This is a genomic window from Halorubrum coriense DSM 10284 (assembly GCF_000337035.1).
Taxonomy (GTDB): domain Archaea; phylum Halobacteriota; class Halobacteria; order Halobacteriales; family Haloferacaceae; genus Halorubrum; species Halorubrum coriense.
The window spans coordinates 59,154-82,946 of sequence record NZ_AOJL01000036.1; the positions used below are offsets into that span (position 1 = coordinate 59,154).

The window sequence follows — 23,793 nt, forward strand, 5'->3', positions numbered from 1 at the left end:
CCTCCGTCCGGGCGACATTGAACGATCCGACTGCGAGCCCCCTCGCCGACGGTCGGGCCGGCGCTCGACCGCGCGGCGGACCGACGGAGTGACCGAGCGGGCACCGCCGAACGCAGCGCCTCGGACGGACGCGGCCGAGACGGCCGGTCGCCGAGTCGCACGAGTCGGCCACCTACGTCGAATTTCGGAGGACGTGGACGGCCGCGCCGGTGACGGCGGCGGCGATGAAACAGCCGAACCCGTAGACGAACGCGATCGAGAAGAACGGTCCGATGCCCTGTGTCAGCGCCTCCGGACTTCTCAAGAAGATCGCGGCGCGCACGCCCGTACCGAGCCCGAAGACCGCCGCGAACACGACGGCGGCGAGCACGCCGGCCTTCGAGCTCTCGATTATCGACTCCGCGAGATCGGTGCTTCCCGAGCCGACGGCACCTCCCGCCGCCGCCCCCCCGAGCGCCCACCCGTCCGGGCCGACGAGCACTCCGCCGATCAGTCCGACGGCCGAGCCGACGGCGACGCCCGCGGCGACGGTTTTGCTGAAAAATCGCATACCGTGATATGAGGCTGTTCTTCCTTATATTCTAGTGACATATCCGGCTCAGAATCGGAGAGAAACGCCGACTGAAGCCCACGAGTCAACTACGCTGACGGTATCCGAACGGAGCGCGTCGTCCGCTGCGGATCTCGACGGAGCCACCGAGTAGTAAGACAGTTACCACGCGGCGCGCTGGTGAGCGTATGGACGTACTCGACGTCGCGGCGCGCGCGACCGAGACCGGGCCGGTGTGCGACGCCTGTCTCGGCCGGCTCGTCGCCGACCGGAGCTTCGGGCTGTCGAACGCCGACCGCGGCTCGGCGCTCCGGGTGTCGCTCGCGCTGCGCGACGACGAGGACCACGAGCCGGTCGACACCGCGGACTGCTGGGTGTGCGAGGGGCGCTGCGCCGCCTTCGACGAGTGGGCCGACCGCGCCGCCGACGCGGCCGAGGGCGTCGAGTTCGCCACGTACAACGTCGGCACGCGCCCCCCGCCGCTGATCGAGGAGAACGAGGCGCTGCTCCGCGCGGACGCCGGCCTCGACGAGGACGCGGGCGAGCCGTTCAAATCGGAGTTCAACCGCGAGGTCGGCAAGCGGTTCGGGCGGCTCACGGGCGCGGAGGTCTCCTTCGACCGACCCGACGTCCAGTTCACGATCGACCTGGCCGAAGACGAGATCGACGCGAAGATCAACTCCACGTTCGTCTACGGCCGATACAGGAAGCTGGAGCGCGACATCCCCCAGACGGAGTGGCCCTGCCGCGAGTGTAAGGGCTCCGGGCGGCAGGGGGCCGACCCCTGCGACCACTGCGGCGGCTCCGGCTACCTCTACGACGACAGCGTCGAGGAGTACACCGCGCCGGTCGTCGAGGACGTGATGGACGGGACGGAGGCGACGTTCCACGGCGCGGGCCGCGAGGACGTCGACGCGCTCATGCTCGGCACCGGACGCCCGTTCGTGGTCGAGGTCGAGGAGCCGCGTCGGCGCCGGGTCGACACCGACCGCCTCCAGTCGGACATCAACGCCTTCGCCGACGGCGCGGTCGAGGTCGAGGGGCTCCGGCTCGCGACCTACGAGATGGTCGAGCGAGTGAAGGGACACGACGCGGCCAAGCGCTACCGCGCCGCGGTGACGTTCGACGCCGACGTCGACGCCGACGCGCTCGCGGACGCGGTCGCCGCGCTGGAGGGAGCGACCGTCGAGCAGTACACGCCGAACCGGGTGGACCACCGCCGCGCGAGCATGACCCGCGAGCGCGACGTGTACGAGGTGACCGCCGAACTCGACGACCGGCGTCACGCGACCGTCGAGATCCGCGGCGAGGGCGGCCTCTACATCAAGGAGCTGATCTCCGGCGACGAGGGGCGGACCGAGCCGAGCCTCGCGGGGCTGCTCGGTGTCGGGGCCGAGGTCACCGCGCTCGACGTCCTCGCGGTGGAGGGCGAGGCGGAGCCGTTCGAGCGCGACGAGTTCTTCCGGGAGTGACGCCGCGCGCGCCCTCTACCGGGGCCTCACCGCGTCATGCCGACCCGACCGCGGCCGCGGAACCAACGGGATTTATCTGACGAGCGTCAGACGTTCACGCATGGATGGGAGCGACGTCGACGGTGGAAACGCCCGAGAGGGCGGCACCCGAAACGGCGGCGCGCGCGGCGAATCGGGCGGCGCGACCGCCGCCGGTCACGCGGGATCGCCCGCGGTCGGCGACCCGGTCATCCGGCCCGCGGTCGACGACGCGAGCGGCGTCCCGGCCGCGGCCGACGTGTCGCTGAACGGTGCCGACCGCGCGGAACGACCCGATCGGGTCTCCTCGGTCCTCGTCGCCGTCGGTCCCGGGCCGCACTCCGGGGCCACCGTCGACGTCGCGCGCGAGATCGCGGCGGCGACGGGCGCCTGGCTCGAACTGTTCCACGTCGTTCCCTCGGACGCGGCGCTCGCCGACGCGCCCCCCGACGCCGACGCCTCCGGGACGGTCGCCCCCGCCGGCGCGGCCGACACCGACTACGCCGCGGCCGGGGAACGGCTCCTCGACGCGGCCGCGGACCGGCTCGGCGAGTTCGACCGCGCCGACCGGTGGCTCGTCGAGGACCGGACCGCCGCCGGCGCGATCGTCGAGCAGTCGGCGTACTACGACCTGGTCGTCGTGGGCGCGCCGACGACGGGGACCGTCGGGCGGTTCGTCTTCGGGTCGACGACCGACACGGTGGTGGGCGACGCCGAGGTCCCGGTGGTCGTCGTCGAGGCCGACGGGTCGACCGCGCTCGACGCGGCGTAGAGTCGGTCGCTCCCGCTCTCCCCCTCCGCTTCCGTACCGCCTCGGTCCCGCCTTCCGTTCGCCACCGTTCCGTCCGCGTTCTCGCCGTCTGCTACCGTTCCGCACCTCGGCGACAGCGTTAAAACAGTGTACACACTTGTACATCACAACGCGGAATACTACATCGGTGGACACAATGAATCTCAACGACACGGTCGAGCGCGTGACGGACGGAGAGGATCTGACCGTAGAGGAGGCGCGCGAGGCCGCGCGGCTCGTCTTCGAGGACGCGACCGAGGCGCAGATCGGGGCGCTGCTGGCCGCGCTCCGGACGAAGGGCGAGACCGAGGCCGAGATCGCCGGCTTCGCGCAGGGGATGCGAGACGCGGCCCGCACGATCGAGCCCGACCGCGAGCCGCTCGTCGACACCTGCGGCACCGGCGGCGACGACTACGACACGATCAACGTGTCGACGACCGCGGCCGTCGTCGCCGCGGGCGCGGGCGTGCCGATCGCCAAGCACGGCAACTACTCCGTCTCCTCCTCCTCGGGGAGCGCGGACGTGCTGGAGGTCGCGGGGGCCGACGTCGAGGCCGAGCCGCCGGCCGTCGAGGAGGCGATCGAGCGGGACGGGATCGGCTTCATGCTCGCGCCCGTCTTCCACCCGGCGATGAAGGCCGTCATCGGCCCGCGCAAGGAGCTCGGCATGCGGACCATCTTCAACGTCCTCGGCCCGCTCACCAACCCCGCCGGCGCGGACGCGCAGGTGCTCGGCGTGTACGACCCCGACCTCGTGCCGGTCATCGCGCGGTCGCTGGCGCACATGCCCGTCGAGCGCGCGCTCGTCGTCCACGGCGCGGGCATGGACGAGATCGGGATCCACGACGAGACGGTCGCGGCCGAGGTCGACGGCGACGACGTGACGGAGTTCACCATCTCGCCCGCGGACCTGGGCCTCGACCGCGCGCCGATCGAGGCGGTCGCGGGCGGCACGCCCGAGGAGAACGCCGCGGACCTGCGCGGGATCGTCGACGGCTCCGTGACGGGCGCGAAGCGCGACCTGATCCTCGCGAACGCGGGTGCCGCCGTCTACGTCGCCGGCGAGGCCGACACGCTCGCGGCCGGCGTCGAGCGCGCGGCCGCGGCGATCGACTCCGGCGCGGCCGCCGAGAAGTTCGCGGCGCTCTGCGGCGACGAGGCGCCCGCGGAGGGTGCGGGGGCGGCGACCGCGGAGGACGACGACTGATGGCGCGGGTGAAGATCTGCGGGATCACCCGGGAGGCCGACCTGCGCGCCGCGGTCGACGCCGGCGCGGACGCGATCGGTGTGATATCGGAGGTGCCGGTCGACTCCCCGCGCGAGGTCGACCCGGCCGAGGCGGCGGCACTGCTCGCCGACGTGCCCGCGTTCGTCACCGCGACGCTCGTGACGATGCCCGACTCCGCCGAGCACGCGGTCGAACTCGTCCGCACGACCGCCCCCGACGCGATCCAGCTCCACGGCGAGTGGACCGCGGACGAACTCCGCTACATCCGGGCGGAGACGGAGCGCAAGGTGCTGCTCACGGTCGACGCCGACGACCCGGCCCGAGCCGAGGAGTTCGACGGCGCGGTCGACGCGTTCGTCGTCGACTCCACCGACGACGACGGCGCGGGCGGCACCGGCGAGACGCACGACTGGCGCGCCACCGGTGACCTCGCCGCCCGCCTCACCACGCCGGTCGTGCTGGCGGGCGGGCTCACGGCCAACAACGTCGCCGAGGCGGTCCGCGTCGCCGACCCCTTCGCGGTCGACGTCGCCTCGGGCGTCGAGATCGAGGGCGGGCGGAAGGACCACAACGCCGTGGCCCGGTTCGTCGCCAACGCGGGCCGGGAGATGGAGCTGCTATGAGCGACGCGGGCCCCCCGCTCGACCGCTCGAAGGCCGCGTTCGTCGACCTCGCGGCCGACGCCGGGAAGCCGGTGGTCGTCCGCGCGTCGGCCTCGCTCGACGTCGACGTCACCCCGCTCGGCGCGTACGCGACCCTCGTCGGCGACAGTCCCTACGGATTCCTGCTCGAATCCGGCGAGAAGGTCGCCTCCAGCGACCCCGACGGCGCGTTCACCTCTGGCGGGAAGGCGGACCGCCACGCCCGCTACTCGTTCGTCGGCTACGACCCGGAAGCGATCGTCTCGGTCCATCCGGACCGCACCGAGGTGACCGAGCTCGGCCCGGCGGCCGAGTTCGTCGGCGACGGGAGCGACGGCTCCGCCGATGACCCGAAGGGCGCGACCGGTCTGGGCCCCGACGCCGGCGACGCGGTCGACCGCATCCGCGCCGCGTTCCCCGACGTGCGCCTGCGCGGGTTCCCCGACACCGACCGGCAGATACTCTCGGGCGGGTTCGTCGGCTTCCTCGCGTACGAGGCGGTCTACGACCTCTGGCTGGACGAGGTCGGCGTCGACCGCCCCGAGACCGAGTTCCCCGACGCCGAGTTCGCGCTCACGACCCGGACCGTCGTCTTCGACGAGAAGGAGGGGAGCGTCGAGCTCGTGTTCACGCCGGTGATCGGCGCGGACGACGACCCCGCCGCGGTGTACGACGATCTCGCCGCGGAGGCGGAGCGCGTCGCCGCCGAACTGCGCGCGGCCGCGCCGCCCGACCCCGACGGCGTGCGCGTCCGCGAGGAGTCCGCCGATCCGCGCGAGGAGTACGAGGAGGCCGTCCGGGCCGCCAAGCGGCACGTCCTCGACGGCGACATCTACCAGGGCGTGATCTCGCGCAGCCGCGAGCTCCGCGGCGAGGTCGACTCGCTCGGCCTGTACGCGGCCCTCCGCGACGTAAACCCCTCGCCGTACATGTACGTGTTGCGCCACGACGACCGGACCGTCGTCGGCGCGAGCCCGGAGACGCTCGTCTCAGTCCAGGGCGACCGCGTCGTCTCCAACCCGATCGCGGGCACCTGTCCGCGCGGGACCAGCCCGGTCGAGGACCGCCGGCTCGCGGGCGAGATGCTCGCCGACGGGAAGGAGCGCGCCGAGCACACGATGCTCGTCGACCTCGCGCGCAACGACGTGCGGCGCGTCTCGGAGCCCGGCTCCGTCCGCGTCGAGGAGTTCATGAACGTCCTGAAGTACAGCCACGTCCAACACATCGAGTCGACCGTGACCGGGACGCTCGCGGGCGACGCGGACGCCTTCGACGCGACGCGCGCGACGTTCCCGGCGGGGACGCTCACCGGCGCGCCGAAGGTGCGCGCGATGGAGATCATCGACGACCTCGAGACGACGCCGCGGGAGGCGTACGGCGGCGGCGTCGGCTACTACTCGTGGACCGGCGACGCCGACTTCGCGATCGTGATCCGCACCGCGACCCTCGACGAGTCCGGCGACGAGTCGGTCGTCGGCGTCCGGGCGGGGGCGGGGCTCGTCGCCGACTCCGACCCGGCCGCGGAGTACGAGGAGACGGAACAGAAGATGGACGGCGTGTTGACCGCGATCGACCGGATCCGCGAGGGCGACAAGAGCGATGCGGAAGGCGACGACGCCGATCCGATCGCCACCGGCTCGGAGGCGGAGCGATGAACGTCGTCGTCGTCGACAACTTCGACTCGTTCACCTACAACCTCGTCGAGTACGTCTCCGACCAGACGATCGACGGCGAGCCGGTCGGCGTCGACGTGTTCAAGAACACCGCCTCGCTCGACGACGTCGAGGGCGCGGAGCCGGACGCGGTGATCATCAGTCCCGGGCCGGGCCACCCGAAGAACGACCGCGACGTGGGCGTGACGATGCCGGTGTTGCGTGACCTCTCGCCGACGGTGCCGACGCTGGGGGTGTGCCTCGGCTTGGAGGCCGCCGTCCACGAGTACGGCGGGACCGTCGGCCACGCGCCCGAACCGGTACACGGTAAGGCGTTCCCGGTCGACCACGACGGGAAGGGGGTGTTCCGCGGGCTCGAACAGGGGTTCCGGGCCGGCCGCTACCACTCGCTCGCGGCGACCCAGATTCCGGACGCGTTCGCGGTGTCGGCCACCACGGACCACGACGGCGAGTCGATCGCGATGGGGATCCGCCACCGCGAGCACCCGATCGAGGCGGTCCAGTTCCACCCGGAGAGCGTGCTCACCGGGTCGGGACACGACCTCATCCGGAACTTCCTCACCGGGGTCTGAGACGCGGCGTTTCGGGCCTCCCTGTCCCGCCGTCCGTCGTCGCCTGCTCCGTCCCCGACTATTTCTCGCCCTCGGCTTCCTCCCCGTCCTCGGCTTCGTCCCCGTCGTCGAGCCCGCGCGCGGCGAGCCCGGCGAGGTGGCCGACCTCGGAGAGGATTATTTCGTCCACGCCGAGCCGCACCGCGTTCTCGGAACCCGGGAGACAGAACACCGGCGTGGCCGAGACGACCCCGGCCGTCGCGCGCGAGCCGATGGTCCGCGTGCCGACCTCCTCGTAGGAGAGCCGGCGGAACAGTTCGCCGAACCCGGGGAGCCGCTTCGCGAGGAGCCCCCGGACTGCCTCCGGCGTGACGTCGTCCGGCGTGACGCCCGTCCCGCCGGTCGTCACCACGACGTCGGTGTCCTTCCGCCGAGCGAGGCGGTCGACGGTCCCTTGGACGCTGTCGTAGTCGTCGTCGATCAGTTCGCGGACGGCGACCTCGTGGCCCGCCTCCTCGAACGCGGCCGCGACGTAGTCGCCGGCGGGGTCTTCGTCCGCGGTCCGCGACGAGGACACGGTGACGATCGCGGCCGCGACCGACTCGGCGTCGTGGTGGTGGTGGTCGTCGTGGTCGTCGTGCCCGTGGTCGTGGCCGCCGTGCTGGTGGTCGTCGTGGTCGCTCATGGACCGACGTTCGGCGCCCGCGTGAAAACATCTCCCGGTCGGCGGAGCCGCGCGCGGCGTTCACCGGAGACCGGCGCGAGCGCAGGATCCCGCCCGGAGCCCCCGTCTCCGCTTAGGGCCAGTCGTCGCGGGTCTGCTCGTCGGGCGCTTCGTCGACCGCCTCGCCGGTCGCGAGCGTCCAGCCGGCGGCCTCGGCGGCGTCCTCGACGTGGAGGAACTCCCAGTCGGTCGCGTCGGCGATCGCCTCGTCCGCCTCGTCCACCCCCACGAAGACGTGGCGGTCCGTGTCGAACTGCCCGCTGATGTTCTCTAAGCTCTCCTCGACGCCGCGCGGACCCGAGAAGAAGTCCTGTCGCACGCGGTGTTTCCGCGTGAAGTTCGTGACGACGTAGGTCGGCTTCTCGCTGACGACCCCGACGTACTCGGTCCACTGCCGGGCGTTGTTGAACACCGCGTTTGGGTCCGCGAGCGCTTTCAGCGCCTCCAACTCGAACGCCAGCGTCATGTCTGTAGATCCGCCGCTGTCCATGCGCACCGCTTACCCCCGACCGGCGAAAACAACTTCGCTTCCGCGGAGACGCCGCGGCCGCTCGCGGCGACCCGACGACCCTCACCGCGAGCGGATCTGGTAGTAGTCGGTGAACTTCACCACGTCGCCGTCGTCGAGGTCCCCGATCTCCGGTGCCGTCCACGGCTCCCCCGCCAACTCTCGGACGACGCTCTGTTCCTCCTCGTCCAGTTCGTCGTAGTGGCGCACCCGCGCGTCGGATGGGATACGGCCCGTGCGGCGGAGCCGCAGTCGTCGCCCGGTGTCTCTCAGTGACATGTGGTATCGTATAACACGATTAATCATAAACGTTTCGCGCCGATCGGCGTCTCAGTCCGTCTCGCGCCCCGGAGCGGGGACGACCGAGGGGGCGTGAGGTTCAGCCGTCGGACCGGGGGAGCGTGAGCGTGACGACGGTGCCGCGCGGGTCCGCGTCCGCGACCGCCGCCGAGCCGCCCGACTGCTGGACGACCCAGTAGACGAGCCACAGCCCGAGGCCGCTGCCGTGGTACAGCGCGTCGACGGCCGTTCCGTCGACGAGCACGTCCCGGTTCATCCCCGCCAGTCCCGGCCCGTCGTCGGCGACGCGGACCCGCACCGCGTCGGCGTCCGACTCGACCGACACCTCGACCGCGGGTCGGTCCCGGTCGCTGTGGAGGACCGCGTTTCGGACCAGCTCGTCCACCGCCCGCGAGAGCCACGTGGTCGCCGACGCCGTCGCGACCCCCTCCTCCGGCACGGACGCCTCGACCGTCGCGTCCGGGAACTCCTCGCTCGCCCCGTCGACGACGTGCCGCGCCACTCTCCCGGCGTCGATCGGCTCGGTCTCCGGCGCGTCGCCCAGTATCTCGGTGATGTGGTGGGCCTTCTCGCTCGTCTCCAACAGGTCGTCGGCCCGCGAGACGATGTACTCGGCGTCGGCGGGGTCGGCGTCGCCCGCCGTGATCTGCTCCGCCCGCCCCCGAACGACCGTCAGTGCGTTCCGGAGGTTGTGCTGGAGCACGCGGTCGACGACCCGGAGCTGTCGCGCCCGGTGTTCGCTGTCGGTCACGTCCCGGAGCACGCCGACGACGCCGTCGGGGTTCTCCCCCGCCGGGCTCTCGAGCGGGTAGTACCGGACGTCGAACGTCCGCCTGCCGCGCGTCGGATGCGTCCGCGTCGTCCGGTACTCCACCGTCTCGCCGCGGAGCGCGCGCTCGACCTGTCGCTCGACGGTCTCGTAGCCGCCCTCCGGAACGACGTCGTCGAGAGCGAGGTCCGTCACGTCGTCGCTCCCCAGCCCGTGGTACTCCCGGTACTGCGGGTTCGCGAACAGGAGCCGACCGTCCCGGTCGACCGCGGCGATGAGGTCGGTCGCCCCGTTGATCGCGCGCTCGTACCGCTCCAGGTCGCGCTCGCGTTCCTTCCGGTCGGTGACGTTCCGGCAGATGGCGAACGTGCCCGCGAGGTCGCCGTCGGCGTCGTAGTAGGGGTACCGCTGCGTGCTGAACGTCGCCTCGCGGCCGCTCTCCGGAAACGTCGGCGAGATCTCGTACTCGGCCATCTCCTCGGTCTCGAACACCGCCGTCCGCCGCTCGTCGACCGCCGCCGCCGTCTCCGGGTCCATGAACGCGAACTCGTCGGTCCCGTACAGCACCTCGCGGTCGACCCCGGCGAACTCGCTCACCGCCTCGTTCAACAGTTCGAACTCCCCGTCGCGGTTCTGGAGGAGGACGGGATCGTCGAGCCGTTCGACGATGGCGCGGTACTGCTTCAGCCGCCCCATCGCGGCCTTGCGATCGGTGATGTCCGTCTGGATGGCGACGAACCGCGATATCTCCCCGTCGTCGTCCGCGACGGGGGCGATCGTCTGATGGGCGTGGTACAGTTCGCCGTCGTGCCGCCGGTCGACGATCTCCTCTTCCCACACCTCGCCGGCCTGGAGCGTCGACCACAGCGCGTCGAAGTACTCGTCGGGCATCCGGCCGGAGTTGAGGATCGCCGGCGTCTCCCCGAGCGCCTCGTCGACGTCGTACCCGGTGTGATCGGTGAACGCCGGGTTGACGTACTCGATCGTCCCGTCGACGTCGGTGACGTAGATGGCGTGGCCGGCGTGTTCGACGAGGTTACGGAACGTCTCCGTCACCGCGCCGCCCACCTCCTCGACGCCGTCGCGGAAGACGCCGGTGTAGACGGCGTCGAGACCGTCCCCCGCAGCCTCGGGATCGTCGCCCCCGTCGCTCCCCTCGGTCTCGCCGCCGGGGGCGTGTTCGTGGAACCGGACGGAGAACGTCACCGTGTGCCCGTCGGCGTGCCGGATCGGGACCGAGACGCTCCCGCGGTCGGGGAGCCCCTCGACCCGCGAGAGCCGCTCGCGGACCGACCGCGTCCGCCCGTCCGCCGTCTCGGACGCGACGAGGGAGGCGAGCGTGCGACCGCGGAGGTCGACCGGCTCGTAGCCGAGCGCCGCCTCGGCGGCGGGGTTCGCGTACACGATCGTCCCCTCGTCGTCGAGCGAGACGACCGGGTCGACACACTCCTCGACGAAGGAGGCGAAGAAGTCGTCGGGAGGTCGCGGCGATCCCAGAGGCATCTGGACAGTAGTAGCGCGCAGAGCCTAAAAAGGGACCTGAACCGCCGCTCCGGTCGGACCGACGCGAACTCGCTCCCGACCCGCCGGTCCGCCGCTACTGTTCGGTGGGGGCCGCGAGGTCGTCGACCGAGAAGCCGGGCTCCATGAGGCGGTCCGTCTGTCCGCTGACGTCGCGCCCCTCGCGCATCAGCTGTTTGAACGCGGACTGCGGCGAGAGGTCGCCGATGAGCACGCCGCCGACCACCTTTCCGTCCTTCAGCGCGACGCGCCGCCACTCGCCCTCGGCGGTGGTCGCCTCCGCGTAGTCGTCGCCGAGCGTCGGGTGGCCGAACGAGAGGAACGGGAAGTCGAAGTGCGTGATCGAGTACGAGGAGACCCACCTGAACTCCTCGCTGGCGTAGTCGATCATGTTCCGGGCGGCAATCGTCCCCTGCTCTTTGGCCGACCCCCACGAGCCGTTCTTCGCCCGCTCGCCGAGGATGAGGTCGTTGAACGTGGTGATGTCGCCCGCGGCGAACACGTTGTCGACGTTCGTGCGCATGAACTCGTCGACGACGATGCCGTCGTCGAGCTCCAGCGGCGTGTCCCGGACGAGTTCGGTGTTGAAGTCGAGACCGATGGCGACGCCCGCGAAGTCGCACTCGTAGCGCTCGCCGTTCGGGTCGACCGCGGCCTCGACGTGGCCGTCGTCGTCGACCTCGAAGTGGTCCACGCCCGAGCCGAAGACCGGCTCGACACCGCGCTCGCGCATCGCCTCGTGCATGATCTCCGCGCCCTCCGCGGAGAGCGCGTAGCGCCACCAGTTGTCGCCGCGCATGAGGTACTTCGCCTCGACGTCCTGCGCCCCGCAGATGGCCGCGAAGTCGATGCCGAGGAGGCCGGCACCGACGATGACCGCCCGCTCGGCGTCCTCGACGCTCTCTTTGATCCGGCGGGCGTCCTGGAACGTCCAGAAGTGGTGGATCCCCTCGGCGTCGGCGTTCTCGACCGGGAGCTGCTGGGGCGTGCCGCCGATCGCGAGCAGGAGGGAGTCGTACGCGAACGTCTCCCCCTCGTGGGTGTGGACCGCGTCGCCCTCGACGTCGATGTCGTCGACGATCGTGTTGAGCCGGAGGTCGACGTCGTGTTCGTCGTACCAGTCCTCCTGGTGGATCGAGATCGGGGCCTCGGGCAGTTTCCCCTTCGCGTACTCCTTGATCAGAATCCGGTTGTAGAGGGACTCTCCCTCGTCCGTGAGAACCGTGATCTCGGCGTCGGGCGCTTCCTCGCGGAGCGTCTCGGCCGCGGACGCCCCCGCGATACCGTCACCGACGATCACGTACGAATCGCTCATAGCCGGCCGTTCGGATTCATGGTTAATGTGGGTTGTCATCCGCGTCTCGGATCGTGGGAATCACTCGCACTCGCGGGAAAGAAGCGGTCCTGAGCCGCCTTTCGCGGCCGATCCGTCCGCGCGGTCAGTGGTCCGCGCCGGCCGGCTCCGCGGGGAAGTCCTTCTCGCCGGCCGCGATCGCGACGTCGAGCCAGTTCTCCGTCGGGACGAGCGGGCACTCGTACGCGTGGTTGTACGCGCAGGTCGGATTGTACGCGTTGTTGAAGTCGACCACCCACTCGCCGTCGACGCGGTCGCGGTCGGGCTCCAAGTCGAGGTAGCGACCCGCTCCGTACGTCTCGTCGCCGCTGGTGGCGTCGCGGAACGGCACCCAGAACCGGTCCGCGCCGTCGACCGGCCGGTACGCCTGAAGCGTCGTCGACTCCCCGTCGACCTCGAAGCGGAACTCCCCCCAGCGCCGGTACGTCTGTTCGCCGTCGGCGGTCGTCTCGACGGTGACGGTCTCCTTCTCCTCGTGTTCGTGGAGCGGAACCACGAACCGGTACGACGGGTCGGGCTCGAAGTATGCCAGTCCCGGGAAGTCGTCGCCGCGCATCGAGACCGGCAGCGGCGACCGCGCCGACTCGCGGAACTGCCGGACCTTCGCCTCGCGCTGCGCCTCCACCTGCGCCGCCCAGTCGTCGTCGGCCTCGCTCGATGTCATCAGTACGTCGGTATTGTTCACAAAGCGCAATAACAGTTCCGCGGCGGGGTCGGCGACGCGCACGGCCCGACGCGACCGGCGTCGCGTCCGGTCCCGACGCCACACATTCAAGAGCGTCCCGGCCCAATCACGGGTATGAAAATCCGGCAGAACATCCGTCACTGGGCCGCCAAGAAGGCGTTGACCACGCCGGTAGTCGGCGACGTCGCAAACGACAAACTCGTCGACCTCCACACGAGCATCTTCCTCAACAAGGCGGACGAGGACCGCCGGGAGGAGCGTCGCGACCACCTCGACAGCTTCTTCGACGCGACGATGGACACCTACGTCGCCGCCCTCGAGGACGGCTTCCCGGAGGCCGAGGCCCGTGAGATCACCCACGTTCAGGCGAACTTCGACTTCTTCAACTACGGGTGGACGGAGATGATGGAGATCCCGGGCGACGAGCTCGAAGCCCACTACCGCCGGTACGAGTCGTTCTTCGCCGACTACGGGATCACGATCGACGACCCGCTGGGGGAGTTCCGCCCGGCCGAGGGGATCGTCGGGGCTCCCGAGACCCCCGAGCGGCTCGACTCGCCGGAGTACGAGAACGCCCTGGCCGGCTTCGCCGACGACGTGTACGTCGAGACCGACGACGGCGAGACGGTCGTCGGGGGCGACACCGAGGAGCCGGACGAGGTCGACCCCGCCGCCGCGCCCGGGCTCGACGAGGACGAGGCGAGCGCCTGACGGCCGCCGCGGGCGGTCGGCGCGTTCCCTTCACCGCCCTTTCCGCCCGACTCGGCGGCCGCGTCCGGCCCCGGCCACGTTTATAATCCGCGGGGGACACCGTGCCGTATGAACCGCGGGCAATCGTTCCTCCTCCTGCTCATCGGAGCGGTCTCGCTCCTCACGCTCTTCGTCATCCTCCCGTTCGTCGAGTACGTGATCGCGTCGGCGATCCTCGCGTTCGTCCTCTACCCGTTCCACCGGCGGCTCACGCGCCGGCTCCGCCGCCGCGTCTCGACCCGGTTCGGGGAGATGCTGTCGGCGCTGGCCCTCATCCTCTCCGCCATCGTCGCCGTAATCCTCCCGCTCGCGTACATCACGTGGGTGTTCGTCCGGGATCTCACCGCGATCGCCGCGGGCGAGACGGCGATAGACGTGGCCGCGATCGAAGCCGAGATCGCGACGCTCACCGGACAGGATCCCGAGATCGGCGACTTCCTCCAGACCGGCGGCGAACTCCTCGTCCAGACGCTGTTCGGCGGGTTCAGTGGCGTGTTGAACACGGCGATCCGGGCGTCGGTCGGGCTGTCGCTCGCGCTCTTCTTGGTGTACTACACCCTCATCGACGGCCCGGCCTTCGTCGAGTGGATCCGGGAGAGCAGCCCGCTGCCGCCGGACGTGACCGCCGACCTCGTCGACCGCGTCAACGTGATGACCCGCGGGGTGGTCATCGGCCACATCTCGGTCGCCCTCCTTCAGGCGCTGGTCGCCGGGCTCGGCCTGTGGGCGGCCGGAATCCCCAACGTGGTGTTCTGGACGTTCGTGATGGCGGTGTTGGCGCTGCTACCCCTCATCGGGGCCTTCTTCGTGTGGGGGCCGGCCGCGGCGTACCTCGTGATCGTCGACCAGGTGACAGCGGGCGTGTTCCTCGCCGTCTACGGCGTCGCGGTGATCGCGATGGTGGACAACTACGCCCGGCCGCTCGTCATCGACCAGCAGGCGCACCTGAACCCGGCGATCATCCTCCTCGGCGTGTTCGGCGGCATCTACTCGGTCGGGTTCACCGGCCTGTTCGTCGGCCCCATCGTGATCGGGGTGCTCGCGGCCACGCTGGAGACGTTCCGCGAGGACTACGACGCGATCTGAGCGAGAGTTAAGTCGTCGCGGGGACGACAGACGGTATGGTGACGACCGCGGCCTCCCGAGTGCCGGATCGACGCGACGCGCTCCTCATCGCCGGCGCGGCGGTCGCCGTCAACCTGATCGGCGCGCTCGGCGTTCCGTTCACGGACACCGAGAGCGCATGGTTCGCCGCGCTGGAGCTCCCGGGATTCTACCCGCCGGGCTGGGCGTTCGGCGTCGTCTGGCCGATCCTGTACGCGCTGTGCGGGGCCGCGGCCGCGCTCGTCTACCTCGCCGGGCGCGACGGGGCGGCGACGGCCGGCCGGGTGTGGACCGCGCTCGCGCTGTTCGGCGTCCAACTCGTCGTCAACGTCGCGTGGTCCCCGGTCTTCTGGGGACTCGAACGTCCCGACCTCGGACTCGTCGTCCTCGTCGTCCTCCTCCCCCTCGTCGTCGCGACGATCCGCGCCTTCGACCGCGTCGACCGCCGCGCGGCGGTGCTCCTGCTCCCATACCTCGCGTGGGTCTCCTTCGCGACCGCGCTCAACTACGCGATCTGGACGCTCAACTAGCCGTCGTCTGCCGTCTCCGTCGCGTCGTCTGCCGTCTCCGTCGCGTTGTCTCCCCCTCCCGCCGGACCGTCCGCCGCCGGCGGCCCGCGCTCCAGCCGCTCGGCAACGAACCGGCGCTCCGCCCGGGTCAGCTCGCCGTCCGTCTCGCGGAACGCCTCGAGCCCCTCGCGGTACCGCTCCGGGTCGACGCGGGCGGGCGTCGCGGCCGGCCGGGCGAGTTCCAGTTCGGCGATCCCCGTCCGCTCGCCCGTGTACGCGAAGCCGCACTTGTGACACGCCTCGTACGCGAAGGGGTTGTTCACGGCGATCTTCACGCGGTCGAAGCCGGCCGCGGACAGGTCCGCGACGGTCTCGCGGATCAGCCGCGGGCCGATCCCCTCGCCGCGCCGCGCGCCGTGGACCGTGACGTACCGCAGCCGGCAGCAGGCGGGATCGGTGCGGTCCGGCGAGAAGGAGACGGCCGCGATCACCCCGTCGTCGAACGCCTCGGCGTCGACCGTGCCGGGGAGCGGCTCGCCGGGCTCCCAGTCGGGCGCGGCGGGGCCGCCGTCAGCCGTTCGGATCACCGCCTTGCCCGGCTTTCCGACGACGAACTTCCCGGCGTACGCGAACGCCCGGTAGTCGAGCCGCAGGGTCTCTCCCTCTCCGGGGGGACACACGAGCGCGTACTCCATGGGCGGCCTACGGCGGCGAGCGACTAAATGGGTCGGTGGCTCTTTGTCCGCCGCGGCGCTTACCGCGTCCATGTACGGACTCGGCGACGTGACGTTCTTCGACCGGGTGGCGCCGCTGTACGACCTCGCGATGCCGCCCGCGGACGGGGCGGCGCTGGCCGCGGGGCTCGACCACGCCGCGCGCCCGATCGGACGCCTGCTCGACGTGGGCGGCGGGTCGGGCAGGGCGGCGGCCGCGCTGACGGGCCCGGACATCACGGTCGTAGACGCCTCGGTCGGAATGCTCTCGCGGGCGCGCCGGGGCCGCGGGCTCTCGGGGCTCGCCGCCGACGCGGGCCGGCTCCCGTTCCGCGACGCGAGCGTCGACGCGATCACGGTCGTCGACGCGTTCCACCACCTGCCGGACCACGAGGCCGCGCTCGCGGAGGCGGCGCGCGTGCTCGCCCCCGGCGGCGCGCTCGTCGTCCGCGAGTTCGACCCCGAACACCCGCTCGGGCGGCTGCTCGTCGCCGGCGAACACGCCATCGGGATGACATCGCGGTTCCACACGCCGGCCGACCTCGCGGCTGCGATGGACGCCGTCGACCTCGACCCGCGGATCGTCGACCGCGGCTTCGGCTACACGGTCGTCGGCGTCCGGCGCTGAACCGCCGCGACTGCGACCGGTGCCGGTCGGAAGCGGGGGTCGCGTCAGTCCTGCGTCCGTCCGCGGGGTTCCGCGCCGCGCGTCGGCTCCGGGGAGTCGCCCTCGGCGTCCTCGTCGTGGGCGTGGTCGTGTTCGCCGTGATCGTGGTCGCCGTGGTCGTGGGCGTCGTTCGAGCCCGTCTCGCCGAGCACCTCGGCCCCCTCGCCGTCGATCATGTCCATGTTCTTGAGGTTGTCGCGCTCCTCGAAGTCCGCGACCGCCTCCATCACGTCCGCCTGCGTGATCGTCATCCGGTCTTCGGTGAGCGCGCCGAGGACCGCCTCCCGGAGCACCATCCGGAGGTCGGAGCCGGTGAGCCCGGTGGTCCGGTCGGCGACCTCCTCGGGGTCGAAGTCCGCGATCTTCATCTCCTTGGTCACCACCCGGAGGATGTCCGCGCGCATGTCGCGGTCCGGCTTGGGGAAGTTGACGATCTCGTCGAAGCGACGCCACGCGGCGGCGTCGAGCTGGTCCGGGTGGTTCGTCGCGCCGATGAGGAGGACCTCGTCGCGGACGAGCGACACCTCGTCGATCGACTTCAGGAGGGTGTTGACCGCGCGCTTCAACGCGGCGTGCTCGTCCGAGCGGCGGGTCTTCGCCACCGAGTCGAACTCGTCGATGAAGAGGATACACGGCGAGAGCCGCTTGGCGACCTCGAAGCTCTTCTCGACGTTCTTCGACGTCTCGCCGAGGTACTGGCTCGTGATCATCGAGAGCTTCACCTCGACGAACGGCAGGCCGAGCTCGTGGGCGAGCGCGCGCGACACGGTCGTCTTCCCGGTTCCCGGCGGGCCGACGAACAGCAACTTGCCGATCTCGCGCAGGCCGATCTCCGCGAGGTACTCGCGGTGTTCGATCGCCTTGACGATCTTCTGTATCTCGCCCTCCTGGTCGCCGGTCAACACGAGGTCGGCGAGCGTCGTCTCGATCTCCTCGGGCGCGCGGACGTTGACGAGGTCGAGCATCTCCCCGTCTTCGTCCTCGTCGAAGTACTCCGCGAGCAGCGCGTCGATCCAGACGCGGTCGGCCTGGACCGGCCGCACGTCGTCTCTGGCCTCCTCGCGGGTCACCGGTGCCGTCAGGTCGTCCGCGGCCTCCAGCGCGGCGACGAGCGTCGGGTTCCCGGCGACCCGCTCGTCGTCCGCGCGGTCGCGGTACCACTCCAACCCCATCGTCGGCTGGGTCAGCGAGATCTCGCCGGAGAACTCCGTGCGCTGTGTGAAGAGGAGGTCGGAGACCGCGTCCCACGCCCGGTCGACGCCGGTCGCGGTGCGGGTGGTCTCGTCGGTCGCCTTCAGCGGTCGCTCCACGCCGCCGGGGGCGTCCTCGGCGGCGTCGGCCGACCAGAACACCTGCCGGAAACGCGGGGGCAGGTCGTTCTCGTCGAGGTCGCGGTCCTGCGTGTAGAAGTGCGTCGTCAACACGAACTCGACGACGTCGAGCGCCGGGTCACTCATCCGCGGCTAGTAGCGCCGGGACGCGGTTAAGAGCGTCGAAGCCGCGGCGACCGCGACGGCGAGCGCCGCTGCGTGCGGGGCCAGTCCGACCCGGTTCGGGACCGAATCGCGGTGAGAGCGGAAGCGCGCGTCGCGGCGGAGCCGGAAGCGCACTTCGGGCGACCGCGGGCTCGCCGGCGGAGCACGGGCGGCGTATCGAACCCTTATTAGCCTTGGTCCGCGACCTATCGCGCATGAGTTCCGAAGACGCGGCCGCGCCGGGGAACCCCGCCGGCGACGGCTCCGGCGAGACTGGCGACACGGGCGACACCGACCACGAGAACGCGCTTCAGGACGTCATCGCCGTCGATCCCGACGACGTCGCGCAGGGCACGGTGAACCGGCTCGACGCGCACACCGGCGACGGGATCCGCCACCGCGCGTTCACCTGCCTCGTCTTCGACCGGGACGGCCGGATCCTGCTGGCCCAGCGCGCGCCGAACAAGCGCCTGTGGGACGGCCACTGGGACGGCACGGTCGCCTCCCACCCGGTGGAGGGGCAGTCGCAGGAGGACGCCACCGAACAGCGCCTCGAAGAGGAGCTCGGCATCTCGCCCGACCAGTACGACGACCTCCGGGTGACGGACAAGTTCGAGTACAAGCGCTACTACCCCAACGAGGGCGTCGAGTGGGAGGTGTGCGCGGTGTTGAAGGTCACCCTCGACGACACCGCGCTCGACCCGGACGACGACGAGATCGGCGGCATGCTGTGGGCCGACTACGACCACCTCCACGAGAACCCCGCGCTGTACCGGCAGCTCCGCCTCTGCCCGTGGTTCGAGATCGCGATGCGCCGCGACTTCTCCTGAGCGGTCGACGCGCCCCCCGAGCGGCCCGCGCCGCCGGGCTTCCCCTCCCTCGGACCGAAACGGCGACTTGAAGGCGCTCCCCCGCCGCGATCCGGTATGACCGTCGTCGTCCTGCTGGCGAACCCGCCCCGCGAGGGGCTCGTCGGAACCGCGATCGCCGAGTCGACGCCGCTGTCGCCCGCCGAGGCGGCCGACCTCTACGAGGCCCAATTCCGCGACGCCGTCCTCGCGGTCGACCGCTCGGGCGGCGAACTGCTCGTCAACTACCCCGAGGAGGAGGACCTCCCCGAATCGCACCGGACGGAGACGAGCCCGGAGGCGGAGCTGCGGACGCTCGTCGCCGACACCCTCGGCGGGACCGACGAGGTCCGCTTCGAGCGGCAGGTCGGCTCGTCGTTCGGCGCGCGCGCCGGCAACACCGTCACCCACCTGCTGCGCGAGGAGAACGCGGATTCGGTCGCGGTCGTCACCCCGACCGCCCCGCTGCTCTCGCGGACCAGCGTCGACTCGGCGGCGATGAAGCTGCGGACGACCGAGGTCGTGCTCGGCCCCTCGACGAACGGGCGCGCGTACTACGCCGGGTTCACCGAGCCCGTCGACTTCGACGGCGCGTTCGAGTCTCCGGCCCTCCCGACGCTCGCGGAGCGCGGCCGCGACGCCGACCGCTCGGTCGACTTCGTCGAACCCTCGCCCTCGCTGGAGACCGGCGACGACCTCCTCGACGTGGTCCCGATACTCCGCGCGCGGTTCGCCGCGGAGCGCGTCGTGCCGGACTACACCGCGGCGTTCGTCCACGAGAAGGGGCTCGACGTGGTCGTCGAGGACGGCGAACAGCGGTTAGTTCGGGACTGAGGGGCGTCTCGGGGCGGATACGGGCGATATCCTCCCCAGATTTTATCCGACCACAAGTTTAGTTTGTCTGTCACGATGGCGCTATCACCGAGCGCCCTGCTCCGCCGGGCGGTGTGGGGTCGCGACGGCGGTCGGATGCGCGCAACGTGGCGGATATTGCTCGGGTTCGGCGTCGTCCTCGGGGTGTTGTTGGGCGGCAGTCGGCTCCTCGGACGGATCGCGTTCCCGGACGTACTGGTGAACGGTCCGGTGGCGCTGCTCGTCGCCATCGCCGTCGGCGCGTACGCGGTGGTCGCGTCGCTCGTTCCCGGCGAACGGCCGCTCCGGGAGTACGGGTTCGCGTTCGACCGCCGGTGGACGCTGGACTTCTTCGCCGCGGTCTTCGCCGGGTGCGCCTTCCAAGCGCTGTTCACCGGGATGCTGCTCGCCACCGGCTCCGGGCGGGTGGTCGAGACGTTCTCCGCCGGCGTGGCGAGCGGCGGCGGGCCGGGTGCGGTCGCGGTCGCGGTCGCGGCGACGGCGGTCGCGTTCGCCGCCGCGGCGCTCTGGGAAGAACTACTGTTCCGGGGGGTGTTCGTCGTGAACGCGAGCGAGGGGCTGGCCGCGCGCGGACTGGAGCCCCGGCGGGCGGTCTGGGCCGCGAGCGGCGTCAGTGTCCTCGCGTTCGGTCCGGCGCACGTGCTCGTGGCGGCACAAGGCGCGACCGCGACGTTCGCCGCCGTTCAAGCGACGGCGGCGGCGGTGTACTTCGTGGCCGCGTACGTCCTCACGGGGAGCCTGGCGTTCCCCGTCGGGCTCCACTTCGCGACGAACTTCTGGGTCGCGTCGGTGTTCGGACAGGCCGGGAGCGGATTCCCCGCCCTCGTCCGGTTGGAACGGAGCCTCGGCGCGGGGCCGGTCGACCTGCTCTCGGTGGTGGTCTCGTCGCTGGCGCTGCTCGGCGTCATCGCCGCGTGGGTTCGTGCGACGCGAGGACGCGTATCGACAGACGAATCGCTGCGAGACGCGGTCGAGCGCCGACGCGGATCCGCCGTCGGAGAGTAGTTGACCGCCGGTCGCGCGGGCGGCGGCTCCGACCCCCAGTGGCCGGGTTCCGACTCCGCCCGGAAGTGCGGGAGCGATAGCTTCAAACTTCTCGGGAGTGTGCGTCAGAATGCGTTCCGTCACGACGGCTTACGCCAGTTTCGGTGTCGATCGAACTGGCGTCGGACGGGCGTGGTTCGGCTCGTCGGGACCGGACGGCGACACCGGGACGACAGTCCGATGGTGGGATGGCAGAGTGGCCCATTGCGCCTGCCTTGAAAGCAGGTAGCCTCACGGCTTCCTGGGTTCGAATCCCAGTCCCACCGTAACACGTCCGGCGCATCTCGCGCCGGGCGCGGCTCGTGCGCGGATTCGAAGCCTACGAGTCGCAGCGCCCGAGCGGCGCGAGGGCGACCGTCTCGCATCGGTTCGAATCCCAGTCCCACCGTAACGCGTCCGGCGCATCTCGCGCCGGGCGCGGTTCGTGCGCGGATTCGGATCAGACCGCGAGCGACGAGTGCGTCGCGTGCGACGACCGGGAGCGGCCGCGAAACCGAATTAGGTCACTCGTTTCGCTCGACGGTCGCCCCGGACTGGTCACCCGTCACGCGCTTCCGACTGCCGGAACCGCAATCACACCGCTGATCGCCTGAAACGCCCGGTAACGCTCGCGTCCGGTGTCGCGTGGTACCACGTGCCGCATTATCTTTAACAGGTTTCCGGCACATGTTCGTGATAGGTGATACAAGCATGAGTTACGAACTCGATCCGCTCCCGTACGAGTACGACGCGCTTGAGCCGCACATCTCCGAGCAGGTGCTCGAATGGCACCACGACACCCACCATCAGGGGTACGTCAACGGCTGGAACTCGGCCGAGGAGACGCTCGAGGCCAACCGCGAGGACCACGACTTCTCCTCGTCGGCCGGCGCCATCCGCGGTGTGACCCACAACTCGTCGGGCCACATCCTCCACGACCTGTTCTGGCAGAACATGTCGCCGGAGGGCGGCGACGAGCCCGAAGGTGACCTCGCCGACCGTATCGAGGAGGACTTCGGCTCCTACGAGGCCTGGAAGGGCGAGTTCGAAGCCGCCGCGAGCGACGCGAGCGGCTGGGCGCTCCTGGTGTACGACACGTTCTCGAATCAGCTCCGCAACGTCGTGGTCGACAACCACGACGAGGGCGCGGTCTGGGGCGGTCACCCGGTCCTCGCGCTGGACGTCTGGGAGCACTCCTACTACCACGACTACGGCCCGGCTCGCGGCGAGTTCGTCGACAACTTCTTCGAGGTCGTCGACTGGGACGAACCGTCCACCCGCTACGAGCAGGCCGTCGAGCTGTTCGAGTAAGCGCGTCTCTCGGACGCGTTACGCGCGTCGAGATCCGCATTTTTTCGCAGAACGTTGCCCGGTGAGCGACGGCCCCGTACAGACGATGTGATTTATCGGTAGCTGCTGACAGATCGGCGGGGAAATCTTCCAAAGCCCCAGTCGCGAGGGCTCGCGCGACTCGCTGCGCGCTTCACTCGGTCGCTCACTTCGTTCGCTCCCTCGTTCCAGTGCTTACGTCGTCGGGCGTCGCCCTCGCGACTGCCCCTTTGCGTCCCGCCCCGCACAGCACCGCACCTCACGCCTCCCCAGCCTCGTCAGTCGCCTCCGCTTCGCTCCGGCCGCTCGCAGGTACGCGCCACCGCACCAGGAGAACTGTATCGGCAGCGTTTACGGACGCGGTCGCGTACCCCGGCGCATGCCCGAACCGAAGTCGGCGTTCGACGCCACCTACCCGTGCGACTTCTACGAGCCCGCGGAGCTGTTCGAGCCGGACCAGATGTACACCGTCCCGGAGATCGGCCGCCTGCTTCAGGGGTTGGAGCCGGACGCGGAGGTCGACCCGGACACCGAGGCCGTGCTGGTCGACTGGGCGGTCCCGTGGGTCATGGTCCACGCGGAAGACATGGTGATCGCCGAGCCGCTGACCGAGGACGGCCCGGGGTACTACGGGCTCGCGGAACACGCGATGGCGGACGACGAGGCGGACCCCGCCGACGCCGACGAGTCGGCGTGACCGGGGACCGACCCGACCCGCCGACCTACCTCGTCGCCGGCGGGGCGCGCGTCGACGCCGGGAAGACCACCTTCTCGGCGGGACTGGTCGCTCACCTCGCCGGGCGCGCGGGCGACGCGGTCGGCGTCAAACCCCGCGCCGGCAACGACTTTTGGTTCGACCACGACGACTACCGGGTCGCGACCGACGCGGGCCGGCTCTACGGGAAAGACGCCCGGACGCTCGCGGCCGCGAACACCCGCGCGCTGCCGGCGGTCGACGACGCCTCGCCGTCGCCCTCGGCGGTCACGCCCGAGTCGGTCAACCCCGTCCACCGGCTCTGGCGGCCGACGCCGGGGCGAACCGGGATGCTGGGCGACGCCGGACGCACGTTCCTCTGCGACCGCGTCACGACCGCGTCCGGGACGCGCTTCGTCGTCAACGGCGCGGCCGAGGACGCGGGGCTGCTCCCCGACGCGCTCGCCGAGCGCCTCCCGCTCGCGGACGCGACCCGCGTGCGCGACGTGCCGGCGTTCAACGAGGTGATGGCCGAGGCGCACCTCCCCGCGATCGAACGGCTCGCCGACCGCGTCGCGCGGACGCCGGTCCCGCTCGTCGTCGAGTCGTACGCGGACGTGGCCGGGACCCTCCCCCGCGACGGGCCGGTCGCGCCCGACGCGGTCGCCGTCGTCGACCCCGGTCGCGCGCGGATCTACGCCGGCGACCGCTACGCGAAGGCCCGCGCGGTCGCCGCCGGGAGCCCGCGCGAGGGGACTCGCGAGGAGCACGTCGACGCCGTGACGGAGATGATCGAGCCGCTCGCGACCGTCTCGCTGCCGGCGCTGCCCGGCGACGTCCGCAGCGGCCCCCACCGGATCGCGGCGGCGTACGAACCGGCGTACGCCACGCTCGCGGACGCGGTCGAGAACTGAGGAAGCGCCGGGTGTCGCCCGCGTTCAGCATTTTCGAGGTGGAGCCCCCGGCCTCAAGGAGCGAACGGAGTGAGCGAGTAGACCGCGGAGGAAGCCGACATGTACAACAC

General features: G+C 71.1%; 25 protein-coding genes and 1 tRNA gene. 17 read left to right on the forward strand and 9 right to left on the reverse strand.

Features of this window, described 5'->3' with window-relative positions; translation table 11 throughout:
* Positions 1 to 172: 172 nt before the first annotated feature.
* Positions 173 to 550 carry a hypothetical protein gene (locus C464_RS09125; protein WP_006113398.1) on the reverse strand — a complete coding sequence of 126 codons (378 nt, stop codon included), beginning with the start codon at positions 548 to 550 and terminating at the stop codon, positions 173 to 175.
* A gap of 188 nt (positions 551 to 738) precedes the next feature.
* Here C464_RS09125 and C464_RS09130 point away from each other — a divergent pair, with 188 nt between their 5' ends.
* The 6 genes from C464_RS09130 (at position 739) to trpG (ending at position 6,944) form a co-directional block, all read left to right on the forward strand.
* A complete protein-coding gene (locus C464_RS09130; RefSeq protein WP_006113399.1) occupies positions 739 to 2,022 on the forward strand; it encodes a tRNA pseudouridine(54/55) synthase Pus10 in 1,284 nt (427 codons plus the stop codon).
* A gap of 100 nt (positions 2,023 to 2,122) precedes the next feature.
* The gene (locus tag C464_RS09135; protein ID WP_006113400.1) at positions 2,123 to 2,812 is read left to right on the forward strand and encodes a universal stress protein; all 690 of its coding nucleotides are present in this window, start codon (positions 2,123 to 2,125) and stop codon (positions 2,810 to 2,812) included.
* Positions 2,813 to 2,987: 175 nt separating this feature from the next.
* Positions 2,988 to 4,037: an anthranilate phosphoribosyltransferase gene (gene trpD, locus C464_RS09140; protein ID WP_006113401.1), complete on the forward strand. Its 1,050-nt coding sequence runs from the start codon at positions 2,988 to 2,990 to the stop codon at positions 4,035 to 4,037.
* A complete protein-coding gene (locus tag C464_RS09145; protein WP_006113402.1) occupies positions 4,037 to 4,681 on the forward strand; it encodes a phosphoribosylanthranilate isomerase in 645 nt (214 codons plus the stop codon). The genes trpD and C464_RS09145 overlap by 1 nt, the downstream gene beginning before the upstream one ends.
* A complete protein-coding gene (gene trpE, locus C464_RS09150) occupies positions 4,678 to 6,354 on the forward strand; it encodes an anthranilate synthase component I (protein ID WP_006113403.1) in 1,677 nt (558 codons plus the stop codon). The genes C464_RS09145 and trpE overlap by 4 nt, the downstream gene beginning before the upstream one ends.
* The gene (trpG, locus tag C464_RS09155) at positions 6,351 to 6,944 is read left to right on the forward strand and encodes an anthranilate synthase component II (RefSeq protein ID WP_006113404.1); all 594 of its coding nucleotides are present in this window, start codon (positions 6,351 to 6,353) and stop codon (positions 6,942 to 6,944) included. The genes trpE and trpG overlap by 4 nt, the downstream gene beginning before the upstream one ends.
* Before the next feature lie 58 nt (positions 6,945 to 7,002).
* Here the strand turns inward: trpG and C464_RS09160 are convergent, their stop codons facing one another.
* The 6 genes from C464_RS09160 to C464_RS09185 all read right to left on the reverse strand — a co-directional run bounded on the left by C464_RS09160 (position 7,003) and on the right by C464_RS09185 (position 12,763).
* Positions 7,003 to 7,608 carry a MogA/MoaB family molybdenum cofactor biosynthesis protein gene (locus C464_RS09160; RefSeq protein ID WP_006113405.1) on the reverse strand — a complete coding sequence of 202 codons (606 nt, stop codon included), beginning with the start codon at positions 7,606 to 7,608 and terminating at the stop codon, positions 7,003 to 7,005.
* 112 nt (positions 7,609 to 7,720) lie between these two features.
* Positions 7,721 to 8,137, reverse strand: a complete 417-nt coding sequence (locus tag C464_RS09165) for a DUF7124 domain-containing protein (RefSeq protein WP_049911008.1) — start codon at positions 8,135 to 8,137, stop codon at positions 7,721 to 7,723.
* Positions 8,138 to 8,218: 81 nt separating this feature from the next.
* Complete coding sequence (locus tag C464_RS09170; protein WP_239640216.1) at positions 8,219 to 8,434, reverse strand: hypothetical protein; 216 nt, start codon at positions 8,432 to 8,434, stop codon at positions 8,219 to 8,221.
* A gap of 100 nt (positions 8,435 to 8,534) precedes the next feature.
* A complete protein-coding gene (locus tag C464_RS09175) occupies positions 8,535 to 10,727 on the reverse strand; it encodes a PAS domain S-box protein (protein WP_006113408.1) in 2,193 nt (730 codons plus the stop codon).
* A gap of 94 nt (positions 10,728 to 10,821) precedes the next feature.
* A complete protein-coding gene (locus C464_RS09180) occupies positions 10,822 to 12,060 on the reverse strand; it encodes an NAD(P)/FAD-dependent oxidoreductase (RefSeq protein WP_006113409.1) in 1,239 nt (412 codons plus the stop codon).
* Between the two features lie 124 nt (positions 12,061 to 12,184).
* Positions 12,185 to 12,763 (reverse strand): DUF1684 domain-containing protein, encoded by a 579-nt coding sequence (locus C464_RS09185; RefSeq protein ID WP_006113410.1) that lies wholly within the window; start codon positions 12,761 to 12,763, stop codon positions 12,185 to 12,187.
* A 135-nt stretch (positions 12,764 to 12,898) separates the two neighbouring features.
* On the opposite strand from C464_RS09185, the gene C464_RS09190 reads away from it, so the two are divergent.
* From C464_RS09190 to C464_RS09200, 3 genes are all read left to right on the forward strand, one after another.
* A complete protein-coding gene (locus C464_RS09190) occupies positions 12,899 to 13,495 on the forward strand; it encodes a DUF6149 family protein (RefSeq protein ID WP_006113411.1) in 597 nt (198 codons plus the stop codon).
* Positions 13,496 to 13,603: 108 nt separating this feature from the next.
* Positions 13,604 to 14,620 (forward strand): AI-2E family transporter, encoded by a 1,017-nt coding sequence (locus tag C464_RS09195; RefSeq protein WP_006113412.1) that lies wholly within the window; start codon positions 13,604 to 13,606, stop codon positions 14,618 to 14,620.
* A gap of 35 nt (positions 14,621 to 14,655) precedes the next feature.
* Entirely contained in the window at positions 14,656 to 15,168 is a 513-nt protein-coding gene (locus C464_RS09200; protein ID WP_006113413.1) for a TspO/MBR family protein, read from the forward strand.
* Here the strand turns inward: C464_RS09200 and C464_RS09205 are convergent.
* Positions 15,165 to 15,842, reverse strand: coding sequence for a GNAT family N-acetyltransferase (locus C464_RS09205; RefSeq protein WP_006113414.1), 678 nt, complete (start codon positions 15,840 to 15,842; stop codon positions 15,165 to 15,167). The two genes, C464_RS09200 and C464_RS09205, sit on opposite strands and share 4 nt — an antisense overlap.
* Positions 15,843 to 15,912: 70 nt before the next feature.
* Between C464_RS09205 and C464_RS09210 the strand changes: the two genes are divergently transcribed.
* Complete coding sequence (locus C464_RS09210; protein ID WP_006113415.1) at positions 15,913 to 16,488, forward strand: class I SAM-dependent methyltransferase; 576 nt, start codon at positions 15,913 to 15,915, stop codon at positions 16,486 to 16,488.
* A gap of 44 nt (positions 16,489 to 16,532) precedes the next feature.
* On the opposite strand, the gene C464_RS09215 is transcribed toward C464_RS09210, so the two are convergent.
* Complete coding sequence (locus tag C464_RS09215; RefSeq protein WP_006113416.1) at positions 16,533 to 17,984, reverse strand: ATP-binding protein; 1,452 nt, start codon at positions 17,982 to 17,984, stop codon at positions 16,533 to 16,535.
* A gap of 233 nt (positions 17,985 to 18,217) precedes the next feature.
* Here C464_RS09215 and idi point away from each other — a divergent pair, with 233 nt between their 5' ends.
* The 7 genes from idi to C464_RS09250 all read left to right on the forward strand — a co-directional run bounded on the left by idi (position 18,218) and on the right by C464_RS09250 (position 23,683).
* A complete protein-coding gene (idi, locus tag C464_RS09220) occupies positions 18,218 to 18,832 on the forward strand; it encodes an isopentenyl-diphosphate Delta-isomerase (RefSeq protein ID WP_006113417.1) in 615 nt (204 codons plus the stop codon).
* A gap of 96 nt (positions 18,833 to 18,928) precedes the next feature.
* Entirely contained in the window at positions 18,929 to 19,684 is a 756-nt protein-coding gene (locus C464_RS09225; protein ID WP_006113418.1) for a DUF2064 domain-containing protein, read from the forward strand.
* A gap of 75 nt (positions 19,685 to 19,759) precedes the next feature.
* Positions 19,760 to 20,728, forward strand: a complete 969-nt coding sequence (locus C464_RS09230) for a CPBP family glutamic-type intramembrane protease (protein WP_049911010.1) — start codon at positions 19,760 to 19,762, stop codon at positions 20,726 to 20,728.
* A gap of 221 nt (positions 20,729 to 20,949) precedes the next feature.
* Positions 20,950 to 21,033: transfer RNA gene (locus tag C464_RS09235), tRNA-Ser, on the forward strand.
* A gap of 424 nt (positions 21,034 to 21,457) precedes the next feature.
* Positions 21,458 to 22,057, forward strand: a complete 600-nt coding sequence (gene sod / locus C464_RS09240; protein WP_006113420.1) for a superoxide dismutase — start codon at positions 21,458 to 21,460, stop codon at positions 22,055 to 22,057.
* 397 nt (positions 22,058 to 22,454) lie between these two features.
* Positions 22,455 to 22,772, forward strand: a complete 318-nt coding sequence (locus C464_RS09245) for a DUF5827 family protein (RefSeq protein WP_006113421.1) — start codon at positions 22,455 to 22,457, stop codon at positions 22,770 to 22,772.
* The gene (locus C464_RS09250; RefSeq protein WP_006113422.1) at positions 22,769 to 23,683 is read left to right on the forward strand and encodes a hypothetical protein; all 915 of its coding nucleotides are present in this window, start codon (positions 22,769 to 22,771) and stop codon (positions 23,681 to 23,683) included. The genes C464_RS09245 and C464_RS09250 overlap by 4 nt, the downstream gene beginning before the upstream one ends.
* Positions 23,684 to 23,793 lie beyond the last annotated feature (110 nt).

What these genes read in the sequence shown, in the direction of transcription:
- C464_RS09230 (WP_049911010.1), top strand. Translation starts at nt 19,760, where the DNA reads ATGGCGCTATCACCGAGCGCCCTGCTCCGCCGGGCGGTGTGGGGTCGC.
- C464_RS09135 (WP_006113400.1), top strand. Translation starts at nt 2,123, where the DNA reads ATGGATGGGAGCGACGTCGACGGTGGAAACGCCCGAGAGGGCGGCACC.
- C464_RS09160 (WP_006113405.1), bottom strand. Translation starts at nt 7,608, where the DNA reads ATGAGCGACCACGACGACCACCAGCACGGCGGCCACGACCACGGGCAC.
- trpE (WP_006113403.1), top strand. Translation starts at nt 4,678, where the DNA reads ATGAGCGACGCGGGCCCCCCGCTCGACCGCTCGAAGGCCGCGTTCGTC.
- C464_RS09180 (WP_006113409.1), bottom strand. Translation starts at nt 12,060, where the DNA reads ATGAGCGATTCGTACGTGATCGTCGGTGACGGTATCGCGGGGGCGTCC.
- C464_RS09170 (WP_239640216.1), bottom strand. Translation starts at nt 8,434, where the DNA reads ATGTCACTGAGAGACACCGGGCGACGACTGCGGCTCCGCCGCACGGGC.
- C464_RS09175 (WP_006113408.1), bottom strand. Translation starts at nt 10,727, where the DNA reads ATGCCTCTGGGATCGCCGCGACCTCCCGACGACTTCTTCGCCTCCTTC.
- C464_RS09125 (WP_006113398.1), bottom strand. Translation starts at nt 550, where the DNA reads ATGCGATTTTTCAGCAAAACCGTCGCCGCGGGCGTCGCCGTCGGCTCG.
- C464_RS09215 (WP_006113416.1), bottom strand. Translation starts at nt 17,984, where the DNA reads ATGAGTGACCCGGCGCTCGACGTCGTCGAGTTCGTGTTGACGACGCAC.
- sod (WP_006113420.1), top strand. Translation starts at nt 21,458, where the DNA reads ATGAGTTACGAACTCGATCCGCTCCCGTACGAGTACGACGCGCTTGAG.
- trpG (WP_006113404.1), top strand. Translation starts at nt 6,351, where the DNA reads ATGAACGTCGTCGTCGTCGACAACTTCGACTCGTTCACCTACAACCTC.
- trpD (WP_006113401.1), top strand. Translation starts at nt 2,988, where the DNA reads ATGAATCTCAACGACACGGTCGAGCGCGTGACGGACGGAGAGGATCTG.
- C464_RS09225 (WP_006113418.1), top strand. Translation starts at nt 18,929, where the DNA reads ATGACCGTCGTCGTCCTGCTGGCGAACCCGCCCCGCGAGGGGCTCGTC.
- C464_RS09130 (WP_006113399.1), top strand. Translation starts at nt 739, where the DNA reads ATGGACGTACTCGACGTCGCGGCGCGCGCGACCGAGACCGGGCCGGTG.
- C464_RS09200 (WP_006113413.1), top strand. Translation starts at nt 14,656, where the DNA reads ATGGTGACGACCGCGGCCTCCCGAGTGCCGGATCGACGCGACGCGCTC.
- C464_RS09185 (WP_006113410.1), bottom strand. Translation starts at nt 12,763, where the DNA reads ATGACATCGAGCGAGGCCGACGACGACTGGGCGGCGCAGGTGGAGGCG.
- C464_RS09165 (WP_049911008.1), bottom strand. Translation starts at nt 8,137, where the DNA reads ATGGACAGCGGCGGATCTACAGACATGACGCTGGCGTTCGAGTTGGAG.
- C464_RS09195 (WP_006113412.1), top strand. Translation starts at nt 13,604, where the DNA reads ATGAACCGCGGGCAATCGTTCCTCCTCCTGCTCATCGGAGCGGTCTCG.
- idi (WP_006113417.1), top strand. Translation starts at nt 18,218, where the DNA reads ATGAGTTCCGAAGACGCGGCCGCGCCGGGGAACCCCGCCGGCGACGGC.
- C464_RS09145 (WP_006113402.1), top strand. Translation starts at nt 4,037, where the DNA reads ATGGCGCGGGTGAAGATCTGCGGGATCACCCGGGAGGCCGACCTGCGC.
- C464_RS09245 (WP_006113421.1), top strand. Translation starts at nt 22,455, where the DNA reads ATGCCCGAACCGAAGTCGGCGTTCGACGCCACCTACCCGTGCGACTTC.
- C464_RS09190 (WP_006113411.1), top strand. Translation starts at nt 12,899, where the DNA reads ATGAAAATCCGGCAGAACATCCGTCACTGGGCCGCCAAGAAGGCGTTG.
- C464_RS09210 (WP_006113415.1), top strand. Translation starts at nt 15,913, where the DNA reads ATGTACGGACTCGGCGACGTGACGTTCTTCGACCGGGTGGCGCCGCTG.
- C464_RS09205 (WP_006113414.1), bottom strand. Translation starts at nt 15,842, where the DNA reads ATGGAGTACGCGCTCGTGTGTCCCCCCGGAGAGGGAGAGACCCTGCGG.